This is a genomic window from Chelatococcus reniformis, from assembly GCF_014640075.1.
GTDB classification, from domain to species: domain Bacteria; phylum Pseudomonadota; class Alphaproteobacteria; order Rhizobiales; family Beijerinckiaceae; genus Camelimonas; species Camelimonas reniformis.
In genome coordinates this window covers 1-11,542 of the sequence record NZ_BMGG01000020.1, presented here as the reverse complement: position 1 = coordinate 11,542, position 11,542 = coordinate 1, and the positions used below count along the sequence as shown (strand labels likewise).

5 protein-coding genes and 6 pseudogenes are annotated in these 11,542 nt (G+C 61.4%); 5 read left to right on the top strand and 6 right to left on the bottom strand.

What is annotated here, in order from left to right; translation table 11 throughout:
- The 3 genes from IEW34_RS30010 to IEW34_RS31220 form a co-directional block, all read right to left on the bottom strand.
- Positions 1-261 (bottom strand): helix-turn-helix domain-containing protein (locus IEW34_RS30010; protein WP_188612931.1); only part of this gene is annotated, 261 nt, incomplete at its 3' end.
- Positions 262-735: 474 nt separating this feature from the next.
- Positions 736-1,605, bottom strand: coding sequence for a CatB-related O-acetyltransferase (locus IEW34_RS30005; RefSeq protein WP_188612930.1), 870 nt, complete (start codon positions 1,603-1,605; stop codon positions 736-738).
- Positions 1,562-2,353 (bottom strand): AcrVA2 family anti-CRISPR protein, encoded by a 792-nt coding sequence (locus tag IEW34_RS31220; protein WP_505626568.1) that lies wholly within the window; start codon positions 2,351-2,353, stop codon positions 1,562-1,564. Before IEW34_RS31220 ends, IEW34_RS30005 begins: the two co-directional genes overlap by 44 nt.
- A gap of 884 nt (positions 2,354-3,237) precedes the next feature.
- Here IEW34_RS31220 and IEW34_RS30000 point away from each other — a divergent pair.
- A pseudogene (locus IEW34_RS30000) lies at positions 3,238-3,521 on the top strand (transposase); the annotation flags it as partial.
- A gap of 178 nt (positions 3,522-3,699) precedes the next feature.
- On the opposite strand, the gene IEW34_RS30860 reads toward IEW34_RS30000, so the two are convergent.
- On the bottom strand, positions 3,700-4,023 hold the full coding sequence (locus IEW34_RS30860) for a peptidoglycan-binding domain-containing protein (RefSeq protein ID WP_244642317.1): 324 nt from the start codon (positions 4,021-4,023) through the stop codon (positions 3,700-3,702).
- Positions 4,024-5,133: 1,110 nt separating this feature from the next.
- Between IEW34_RS30860 and IEW34_RS29990 the strand changes: the two genes are divergently transcribed.
- Positions 5,134-5,397 (top strand): hypothetical protein, encoded by a 264-nt coding sequence (locus IEW34_RS29990; protein ID WP_188612929.1) that lies wholly within the window; start codon positions 5,134-5,136, stop codon positions 5,395-5,397.
- Positions 5,398-5,462: 65 nt separating this feature from the next.
- On the opposite strand, the pseudogene IEW34_RS29985 reads toward IEW34_RS29990, so the two are convergent.
- Together IEW34_RS29985 and IEW34_RS29980 are read right to left on the bottom strand one after the other, a co-directional pair.
- A pseudogene (locus IEW34_RS29985) lies at positions 5,463-6,201 on the bottom strand (IS5 family transposase).
- Between the two features lie 49 nt (positions 6,202-6,250).
- A pseudogene (locus tag IEW34_RS29980) lies at positions 6,251-7,047 on the bottom strand (IS630 family transposase); the annotation flags it as partial.
- A gap of 50 nt (positions 7,048-7,097) precedes the next feature.
- Between IEW34_RS29980 and IEW34_RS29975 the strand changes: the two are divergent.
- From IEW34_RS29975 to IEW34_RS29965, 3 pseudogenes are all read left to right on the top strand, one after another.
- Positions 7,098-8,283, top strand: a pseudogene (locus IEW34_RS29975) (IS256 family transposase).
- Positions 8,284-8,730: 447 nt separating this feature from the next.
- Positions 8,731-8,943 (top strand): annotated as a pseudogene (locus IEW34_RS29970) (helix-turn-helix domain-containing protein); the annotation flags it as partial.
- 874 nt (positions 8,944-9,817) lie between these two features.
- A pseudogene (locus IEW34_RS29965) lies at positions 9,818-10,868 on the top strand (IS630 family transposase).
- The last annotated feature ends 674 nt before the right edge of the window (positions 10,869-11,542 follow it).

Below are 11,542 nucleotides of genomic sequence, written 5' to 3'. Positions count from 1 at the left end.
GTGCTCGGGCGTCAGGCGCGCCGACGGGCCGGGAGCCTTGCGATCGATGAGGCCATCGGGCCCCTGGGCATTGAACTTCACCACCCAGTCGCGGACGATCTGGACGGTGACGCCTCCGATCCGGGCAGCCTCGCCGCGCGAGGATCCTTCGTAGATGGCGGCGAGCGCCAAAAGCCGTCGCGCCTGCGGGCCACCCTTCGACCGCCTTGCCGCGGCCCGGCAGCTGTCAGCGTCGAAATCTGTTCTCAGCGCGATCGGCATGGCGAATCACTCCGTTCGCCACCCATGATTCACATGTTCGCCGATGGGGGAATCCCCGCCGAGTCACGCATCACGGGATTTGGTATTAACGGTGCAGTGGACGAGCCCCCAGATTCCGCTGAAAGCGCTCGCGGCAGGGCGGCTGATGAGCGACCGGGTTGGAGGCTTGCCCAGCCGGCTTGATGGGCATAATCTTCACGCCGCTTCAGGCGTCCGTTGGGGATTTCCATGTTCAAATTCATTCTTATCGGTAGCGGCATAGCTATTGCCGGGATGTTATATCTGATAGTTGTATATGTTGCAGGAAAGGCGACAGAGGATCCGTTCGAAGATGACTAGGCTGCCGCCGATTTTTGTTCGAGCCGAAGTTCGCCAGCAAAGGGTAGGCTTCCTCAGCGCTCCAAACCGTCGCGACGATTTGACGAAACAGAGGCTGTGCATAGCTGCGCTATGGACTCCCTCAGCAGCGGACGCTCAGATGCAAGTCGTCTCGATCTCAGCGTATGACAGCGACCACGGTTGAAATTCATCAAGTGCTCCGGACGAGATTCTTTCTTCAATTCGGTCTAAAAATGACGGAACGTCTGACGGATCAAGTGGTTGAAGTGCGTGAAAATGGAATCGCCACCAAGCAACATCAAGTAATCGTATCATGATATCATCTTCAAAACGGTACTTGACGATTCGCGCTGGTACGCCGGCGACGACGGCGTATGGGGGCACGTCAACTGTGACTAAAGAACGTGCCGCCACTACCGCCCCGTGCCCGATCGTGATGCCCCGTTTGAGCATCGCACCTTCACCAACCCAGACGTCATGTCCTATGAAGATTTCTGGCGTCCCCTTGTCGAATTGTAGAAGCTCCACCGATGATAGACCAAGATCGCGCAACGAAGCTGATAGACCTGGGAGATTTTTATCGCCATAGGAGAATGGTGAGGTGCTAACCCACTTCGTGGGATGGCTATCGCCCATAAGCTTCACGCCACTTGCAATGGAGCAGTATCTGCCAATTTTAGTCAATTCACTGAGAGGAGAGTGCGTGTAACTAAAGGCTCCGATTGCCCGTGGAAAAACATTTCCTAGAAATAAATGAGAATATTCTTCTGCAACAAATTCCTTGCTTATCCTAATTCTATCCCCCGGGCTGAGCCGAGGCCGGGCTTCCGAATTTGGGTTTAGGTAAAGTCTGCGCCTCTGCAAGAGATCAATTGTTTCGCTCGATATTTTAAGGATCATTCCGAGCCTCCTAGGGCGGCCGTCTGGTAGTTGTTCCGGCGCAGGGCCGTGATAATGCTGGTCAATCTCTGCCCTGTATGCGCCATACTGTTGCCGGGAGGTCATCGTAGCTATCCAGAGCGACCGGTATCGGTGGAAGCCAGCGGAGCTCCCGCCGGCTGTTTGCGGGTTCGCGCGATCCCAGCAAATAGGTATGCCAATGGGCACGACGTATGTGGGGGCGCATGTTTTGTGAGTCTCCCCTCAAGTGTTTTTCCCTTTCCACTTGCATAGCTCTTCTTAGAGCGTTCCCCAACCTTACGCCAACCTCCCACTTCCTTGGACCGTCTGCTGGATGAATCCGCGAACCATATCTCCGCGTCTGACGAATGGTGGGATTGCCGGGCCGGCCTTGTAACCCATCGATATCCGCCGCTTCGCTGCAGAGGTATAGTACGAGGGATATTGCCGATGGCAGCCAAGCGCGAGCCGCGTCCCGATATGCTGCCGGTGGCGTGATTCGGGTCTTTCCGACTGCTACGGCCTTGTTCCATTCCTCCAGAGTTCTATGTATTGCGGAATCTATAGTCCCGGCAAGGGGCACATGCTGCACGTTGAATGGTGGGCGGCGTCCAGTATCAACGCCGATGCACAGGAGCAGCTCGCCCTTCGATGTAACATCAAGCCAATACCAGAGCCCTAACACTTGGAAAGTGACGCCATCGCGTCCCGTTAGTAAAATGCTCGGGGTTTCAATATATACACACCACTCCGGCAAGCGCGTTAGGAGAGCCGCAGGGATGCCACCAGAGAGAGGCGTATCGACCAGGGCGTCGTACAAAGTTGGATCGAAGCGATAGATCCCCTGCGTCATGCGCCACGCAGCTAAACACTGTGTAGTGACCGCTGCCGGCGCGAGTTCGCCTGATCGAGGCGGAAGTGGGTCTCCAGATCGGAGAATCGCATGAGTGGTCGCGCGCGCGACGAGCTTGATAGGAAGAAACACGCTTGGATGCCAGCCACGCAGATCGGCTTGTGCGCGTTCACTATCGACGGCGCGCCATATGGAGGGGAGAGTTCGCCCCCATTCAAGAAGCCGCTGTCGGGGGGATGCGTCGGGGCTCATGGCAGTCACAGTGCGCTAACCTATCCTCGCGCGAGTCACAGAGTGAGATTGCCCAGCGAGGTACATCGCGTCTCTGACCTTTAGTCCGCCTCTCGTCACCTAGCAAGTTAAGCACATAGCTAACGCCGAGTTGGAGGCCCACTGGTACCGACAATGGCTGTGGCAGCAATTGGGGTGCCTGCCTTGCAGGCGTCGCTTGACCGCGCTCCCGCGGGCGAAGGGAGCGGAGGCCAACGCTTGTGGCGTGTCGACTTTCCGCATTTGTGATTCAGCGGTGCTGCGCCCCGTGGGTGCGGACGTCGGTTTAGGAGAGCCCTGGCTTCCGTGCCTTGTGGCAGTTGGCGAAAAACTGCCGTATCACGTTCTTCGCGGCAACTGCGGTCAGCTCCAACATATTCTCGGTCGGTCCGACCGGCTCGACCCTCTCGCCGATTTGGCCCGTGGCGCGCGCCTCAGTCGCGGGACTCTTAGCGCCCCGTGCCATGCTCTAGCCATGGCCCCCCTGCAAATCTCGTGCCCAGCAGCGCGTTGCCGTGGTCGTGTCCCTAATAATGGTGTAGCTGGCGGGTGGTTATCGGCGGTCGCCGGTAGGATTGGGTTGCGAGATCCACTCCTGCCCCGAGAGACGCCCAATGACCGACGAGATGATGAACCTGCGCGGACTGCCGGAGAAGAGCCCCGATGCCGATCTCTGCGCGAGATGATCGGCTTTGCCGCCCAGCGGCTGATGGAGCTGGAGGTCGGCGGCCTGACCGGGGCCGGCTTCGGCGAGAAGAGCCCGGAGCGCCTTGCGCAGCGCGACGGCTATCGCGAGCGAGACTGGCACACCCGCGTCGGCTCGGTCGAGTGGCGCGTCCCCAGGCTGCGCAAGGGCTCCTACTTCCCGGGCTTCCTCGCGCCACGTCGGATCTCGGAGATCTCGCGAGAACGGGCTCTCGACGGCGCCGCTCATGCCGCAAAGCGACGCGCCGATCGAGCCGGTGTTGCAGTTCAGAGTGTGCGCGGCATAGCCGCTCTTCGTGCCCGACGGGTCGTTCTTGTCGATCGACGGCACGCCGCGGACCAGGTTGCCGTCGCTCTCGATCAGGATGTGATCATGGCTCTTGTCGAGGCCGCTCGCCTTGTTGGTGCCGGCGCTCCAGTGGAGGATGATGCGCAGCATTTTTGCCGTCGGCATCCACGATGCAAGCACCACCTGCGCGCTCGGAGACGGCTGCGGCGCCGGCTCGGCCAGCGCTCGCATCGCAGCCTCGCCCGGCCAGATGCCATCCGTCAGCCCGCGCCCGCGCCTGAAAGGCTTTGAGGGCGTCGAAGGTCAGGTCGCCGAAATCGCCGTCGACGCCGTCCTTGGCCCGGCCGCCTTTGCCCAGGTCGAAGCCGCGCGCCACCAGAGCGCGCTGGATATCCTGCACGTTCATTGGATTCTCCATGCGCGGGCCCCCGCCGAATTGGCGAGTTGCCGCTGACGAAGGACGGTGGTCTGGTGGCGAAGGGGGACGGGCCGCTGCATGGCGCCTGGTCAAAGAGGGGGGCACCGGAATGAGCAGCTCGGTCAGGCGGACAACGATCGTGGTGGCGTCGAGCGCCGCTGTCGCAGGGCTCTATGTGGCAATTTGGTGGAGGCTACTGGGCTAGGTGCGCCGGCGGAGTTGCGGTTGAGGCGGGCTCGGCGTATCGGGTCGGCGGATGCCACACGCGATGAACTTGACCAGCCAGCGCTTCGGTCGCTGGACCGTGATTCACAGGCTGCCCACGCAGGGTACCAACGCGATGTGGCAATGCCGCTGTGAGTGCGGAGCCGAGCGCGCGATCTGCACCGGCAATCTCCGGTCCGGCCGGTCGACGAGTTGCGGCTGTGGACCACGCGGCCCGGTTCGACACGGGCATCGATCGGCCAAGCACGAGCGCGGCTCTCGTTCCTCAACATACATCTCGTGGTCGAAGCTTCGTGGCCGACCGATTCCCTGCGATCCGCGGTGGGCATCATTTGAGCAGTTCCTCGCCGACATGGGCGAGAGGCCGAACGGGACCATGCTGAGGCGCATCAACAAGCAGCTTGGCTTTAGCCGGAAGAACTGCCGCTGGGGTTGAACCAGACGTTGGTCAGATCGACGTGCCTCGCCGCGGCACGATAGACTCGAGCAGGGCTGCGGCTGCTGGGAGTTGCCATCCGCTTAGATCTCCAAGCCGATGCCATCGAGGGGGGCAAGGGCGTGGGCGACGGTGGAACCAGCTGCCTATTGCGGGCGTGACATATCTTTTGAGAGGTCGAGATGTCCGGAAACTCTTTCGTGATCCCGGTATTCATACTACTTATATTTGTTCTTATTTTTTCGTTTGTTAAATTCTACTCGTCGGCAGCGCGGCACAAGGACGACGATTGATCAGGCTTGCCGCGAGATGAAAAGATCGCGAATGCCCCTGCGGCGGGTGAAGCACGCGAGCAAGTCACCTTCGCTAAAAGTTGTCTGGACACCGACCAAGTCGGCGAAGTAGTCCCTATGCCTTAAGGGCTTTGGACAACGACAATGAACAACGCGATGGAAGCGCAGGAGGCCTGCCCGACAACGGCAGGTGAGTGGCTCGGCTATAGCGCGATGCCGGCCGAGCAGCGAGATGGACGAGAGGTTCTCCTCCTCGCGATTACAGTGGGCGAGACGCCCGCCCCGATCGTCGCCGTGTTCAGCAACGACGTCTGGGAAGACACCGTCTTCGGCAACGAAGTCGACGCTGGCGCCATCGTGGCGTGGCTCCCGATCCCCTCCTATGTGAACTGGGTCGCTGAAGACTAGCCGGCGACCGACAAGGCCATTCCGGGATCGAATGATTGCGCCTAGAGGCTGTTATGAACTGGCTATCAGGTGAGCGGCGTTTTGAGCATGATGCAAATGAATGCGATCAGATGCAGGTCTCTGAGAGTTTCGGCACATCGCTCGTAGTCCTTGACGAGGCGTCGGAAGCGCGTGGCCCATGCGAACGATCGCTCGACCACCCATCGGGGCAGAAGAACGAAGCCGCGCTTGGCCTCGGGCAGTTTCACGACTTCCAGTTCGATCCCGTGCGCGGCCGCGGCCTTGGCAGCCCGCTCTCCCGTATAGCCCTGATCGACGAAGGCGACGTCCACGCTCTCGTCGTCGCTGGCCGGCGTGACGTGGAGCGCCAGCATGTGGCCGAGGGGGTCCACGGCCATGTGGAGCTTAGAGCCCTTCTTGCGCTTGGCGCCGTCGTATCCGGCCCGCGCGCCGCTCTCTGGCGTGGAGCGCAGTGTGCGGCTGTCGATGATGGCGGCGCTCGGCTGGCCGGCCGCCCAGCCGCCAGGCGCAGCACGGTGCGCAGATCCTCGGCTAGCGCCTCGAAGCATCCGGCCCGAAGCCAGAGCTGGGCTTGTTGATAGACAATCTCCCAAGGCGCAGATCGTTGGGCATCCAACGCCACGGCGCCCCGGTCTTCACGATGTAGCGCAGGCCGTTGAACACCTCGCGCAGCGAATGGCAGCGCTGACCGCTCTTCTCCGGCAGCAAGGTGAGATACGCCGCAACCAGCGCCCATTCATCGTCCGAAACGTCGGACGGATAAGGTTCGCGAGACTTAGCCATCTCGCAAACCTCGGAAATTATGGGTACCTAATCCCTAATATAACAGCCTCTAGTGGATTGAATCTAACGTTTGGTGCCCCCTTGCGGCGGCAGCGATGATTTTGTCGGGGTCTGCGGTCCAGACGAAAGGGTTGGGCTTTGATTGTGATCGAGCAGAAAGCGGTTGATAGCTGCCTGCAGATCGACGACGCCTTTGAAGACGCCGCGCTTGAGGCGACGCTTTGTGAGGATGGCAAAGAAGCCTTCGACGGCGTTGAGCCAACTGGCGGAGGTGGGCGTGAAATGGAAAATCCATCTTGGGTTTCGTCCCAGCCAGGCGATGACCTTGGGATGTTTGTGCGTGGCGTAATTGTCGACGATCCCGTGGATGGTCTTATCGGCCGGAACTTGCCGCTCCACGGCGTTGAGGAAGCGGATGAATTCCTGATGGCGGTGGCGTTGCATGCAGCGGCCGATGACCTTGCCGTCCAACACGTCGAGGGCTGCGAACAGCGTCGTTGTGCCATTGCGTTTGTAGTCATGGGTCATGGTGCCGGCGCGGCCCTTCTTCATCGGCAGGCCGGGTTGCGTGCGACACAAGGCCTGGATTTGGGACTTCTCGTCGAGGCTGAGGACGACGGCGTGAGCGGGCGGATCGACATACGGGCCGACGATGTCGCGCACCTTGGCGGCGAACTTGGGATCGTTGGACAGCTTGAAGGTCAGGATGCGGTGCGGCGCCAGGCCGTGAGCCCGCCAGATCCGCTGCACCGAGGTCAGGCTGATGCCGGCGGCCCTGGCCATGAGGCGCCCTGTCTGGGTCGTCTCGCCGGGCGGCTCAGTGAGCGTGAGAGCCACGACCCGTCGGCAACCGTGGCCGTGGGGTTGCAACAGCCAACCTGGACCAAGGACCACCGATGACCGACGAGATGATGAGCCTGAAAGAGCTGCTGGAGAAGACCCCTGATGCGGGTCTGCTGCGGGAGATGATCGGCTTTGCCGCGCACCGGCTGATGGAACTGGAGGTCGGCGGCCTGACTGGTGCGGGAGATGGCGAGAGGAGCGTGGAGCGGCTGGCACAGCGCGATGGCTACCGCGTGCGGGATTGGAAGACCCGGGCCGGCACGGTCGAGTTGCGGATTCCAAAGCTGCGCAAGGGCTCTTACTTTCCCGGCTTCCTGGAGCCGCGCCGGCTGGCCGAGAAGGCGCTCACGGCGGTGATCCAGGAGGCCGACATCCAGGGCGTCTCGACCCGCGCGGTGGACGATCTGGTGAAGGCCATGGGCGGCTCCGGCGTTTCCAAGAGCCAGGTCTCGAGGCTGTGCGAGGAGATCGACGAGCGGGTGACGGCGTTTCTGGAGCGGCCGATCGAAGGCGATTGGCCCTATCTGTGGATCGACGTGACCTACGTGAAGGCGCGCTCCGCCGGCCGGATCGTCTCCATGGCGGTGATCGTCGCGGTGGGGGTGAACAGCGATGGCCGGCGCGAGGTGCTCGGCATGGACATCGGCCCGTCCGAGGCGGAGACCTTCTTGACGGCCTTCCTGCGCAAGCTGGTGCGCCGCGGCCTGCGCAGCGTCAAGCTGGTCATCTCCGATGCCCACGAAGGCCTCAAGGCCGCCGTCGCCAAGGTGCTCAATACCACCTGGCAACGCTGCCGCGTGCACTTCATGAGGAATGCTCTGGCTCATGCCAGCCGTTCCGGCCGCCGCGTCGTCTCGGCTTTCATCGCCACGGCCTTCGCCCAGAACGCGTCAGCAATGGCGTCGGGTCGCGACCAGCAACGTCCCAAGGTCCCCAAACTCGCCACCCTCATGGACGAGCGCGAGACCGACGTGCTGGCCTACATGACCTTTCCCCAGCCGCACCGCGCCAAGCTGCACTCCACCAATCCGCTCGAACGCCTCAATGGCGAGATCAAGCGACGCACCGAGGTGGTCGGCATATTCCCCAACGAGGCTGCCGTCATGCGCCTCGTCGGCGCCATCCTGCTCGAGCAAGAGTAATGAATGGGCCGTCCAGCGGGACCGCTACATGACCCTGGAAACCATCACCGCCTTGAGCGATGATCCCATCGTCAACTTGCCCCTCACGGCAGCCTGATACCTGGCTAAGCCGGACGGCGCCGTAGCCTCATTCAGCTACACCACGCTTGGGGACACCATCTCCATGCATCCGAAAAATCGGCCCCTTTCCAACTATGGCTAGAGAGCTGGGAGGTGCCTCGAGCGGGCGCTGGCTGCTGAGCTCTACGCGCCAGCGGCCACTGCGACAAGCGACCGAAAGCGTGAATTCGCCAAACTCCTGACCTCGCAAGAGCCTTAACAGCTCGCGCTCCGCGCCTTCCCGCGTGGTTCACGAAGGGCTCCTCTGCAGCTTCACGGTCTCGGCAAAAGAGGTGCACAACATTCATCTCCTTCATCGCAATCTCCGCCAGAAGCTGCTGCCACTCCCAAGTTTAGCTTATACCAAATCCCGTGAGGCGTGACTCGGCGGGGATTCCCGCGGCGGCAAACATGTGATCATGGGTGGCGAACGGAGTGATTCGCCATGCCGATCGCGCTGAGAACAGATTTCGACGCCGACAGCTGCCGGGCCGCGGCAAGGCGGTCGAAGGATGGCCCGCAGGCGCGGCGGCTTTTGGCGCTCGCCGCCATCTACGAAGGATCCTCGCGCGGCGAGGCTGCCCGGATCGGAGGCGTCACCATCCAGATCGTCCGCGACTGGGTGGTGAAGTTCAATGCCCAGGGGCCCGATGGCCTCATGTGCGTCGCGGCGGTGCCAAATTGGCGCCGCCGCGATTGCATTTGATCTACTCAAGCTTTCGATATTCATTTTTGCAAAACATAAGCACGAACGCATGAGGTTTAATTTGTATCATAAATCCGTGTAGACAGATGCTCCAATATGCAGCAGCAGATTTCCAATCTTCTCAGGAGGCTCCCTTACATCGATAGTCCTCACAATCTCACCCTTAGAGGCGATACTCGAAAGTCTCGTTCGCCCCTCCCCGATCTTGCTGAAATGCATGATTGTCGACATGTTTACGTGAATGAGTGTGCCATCAACCTTTGTTAGTCGGATCCAAAACATAATTTGTCCTTTCGTCACGCGATCGCGCGCCTCGTCACGTGATCGCGCGCCGGCAGCGTAGTGTATTGTCACGCTGAAGCTGGAACGCTATGAGCAGGCGCTCTGCCCGCTTCATGGTCAACTCTCCGGTCAGCCTCGAGCCGCAGGTTGACGCGGCTGAGGCCCCAGATCTCTCCCTCGATCGCGAGAGAAGGCTTCGAATTTGTCTTGATCTTTGAATTCGGGCACCAGCTGAGTTCGGACCCACGAACGGCGACCTCTGCTCGGATGCCTGCTGGAAGAGAGACATCTGCGCCCGACTCGCCGCGCTTCTTCGACGCACGGCGCGGACATTCCGATGTATTTACTCGAGCGGCTGCATTGTCAATCCTCGTGCCGCGACACGAACGCTGATCTGAAAGGAAGAGCCATAGGGTCCGGACGCTGATGGTTGATATGACGAGGGATGACATGCCGCATAAGGTGGATCGCCCACTCAAAACGTGCCAGTTCCGAATCAGAGGTTCGATTCATAATTCTGGTGGTTTGAGCACCGGAGGTTGAGATGGGTCGTTCGCTTGAGCTGTTAGTTCTGAGCGAAGAGCACAGAGCCGAACTGACGGGCTTGGCGGCACGGCGCAAGACGGCACAGGCTTTGGCGCTGCGGGCCAAGGTGGTGCTGCTGGCGAGCGAAGGTCCGCACAACAAGGATGTTGCGGCTCGTCTCGGCATTGACCCGGCGAGGGCGGGCAAATGGCGCAAGCGCTTTCTGGCATCCGGCCTGAACGGATTGCGTGACGAGCCGCGCTGCGGGGCGCCGCGCACGGTGGACGACGCCCAGATCGAGGCTGTGATCGTGCGAACGCTGGAAAGCGCTCCGGCCGATGCCACTCATTGGAGCTCGCGCGGTATGGCCAAGGCGAGCGGGATCTCGACCTCGAGCGTCCAACGCATCCGGCGCGCCTTCGGCCTGCAGCCTCATCGCGCCGGAACCTTCAAGCTGTCTACTGACCCTGACTTCGTGGGCAAGGTGCGTGACATTGTCGGGCTGTACATGGCGCCGCCGGCCAATGCTCTCGTGCTGTGTATCGACGAGAAGAGCCAGATCCAGGCTCTCGACCGCAGCCAGCCGCTGCTGCCGATGCGGCCCGGCCAGATCGAGCGGCGCATGCACGACTATACCCGCCACGGCACGACCTCGCTGTTTGCCGCGCTCGACGTAGCGACGGGCCGGATCGTCGGGAAGTGCTATCCGCGGCATCGCGCAATCGAGTTCCGTCGCTTCTTGGACGAGATCGAGAAGGCCGTCCCCGGCGACCTCGACGTTCACGTGGTGATGGACAACTACGCCACTCACAAGACGCCGCTCATCCGCGGCTGGCGCGCCAAGCGCCCGCGCTGGCATGTTCATCACACCCCGACAGGAGCCTCCTGGATCAACCAGGTCGAGCGCTTCTTCGCGCTGCTCAGCGAGCGCCAGATCAAGAGGGGCGTCCACAGAAGCGTCGCTGCCCCTCACGGCGGCGATCAGCTCTTTCGTCGACGCGCATAACGCCGATCCAAAGCCTTTCCGATGGACAAAGTCGGCGCATGATATCCTCTCATCCATCGAATGATTTTGCCTGCATACCGTACCCGACAAAACACAACAAACTTCCGGTTCAGGACACTAGCGTTCAACTACGCTAAAGCTTGACCCGGGCGCGGCCCGCACCTGCGATTGGGTGCGCAAGGCGTCGATCCGCTGGATCGACCGATAGCCGCGAGCAAGCCAGCATTCTGCCAACGCCGATTGAGCGCCGCCCGAGGGTGCCCTTCGCGATCAGCCACAGCCGGCGACCGCACCCGTTCGCCCGCTGTGGGAGCGTATCACAGAGCATCACAACGGCCGAAGGTTCTGCCGCGTCGGGCTGCGGGCCCTTTGTGCGCTAGCGGGACAGGATAGGCCGCTGTCCATGAGCCGCATTTCGGGACCCCTTTGTCCTATGGAGCCATTTCCTCCTGGGGTCGACGAGCGAGTCCGACTGGCTAGCAGCATTCGAGCGCAAACGGAATGCGAAGCGCAAGAGCTGCGCACAATCCGTACCAGCCGTTCCCGCATTGCTTCGCGGTGGTCAGCGGCGCGTCGGATGCACCGAGGCGTGGAGTCACGATTTACCTTTCAGCCAAGCTGCCATAGGCAGCAAGGGCTGACGTGACCCCCGTTTTTCATCCAGCGGAAGCGAGAGTCCTTTCGTGATCTGAGCCTTCGTCGATGGCGAGTGCAAGAGGCCGAAGCGCTGAGCTGTCA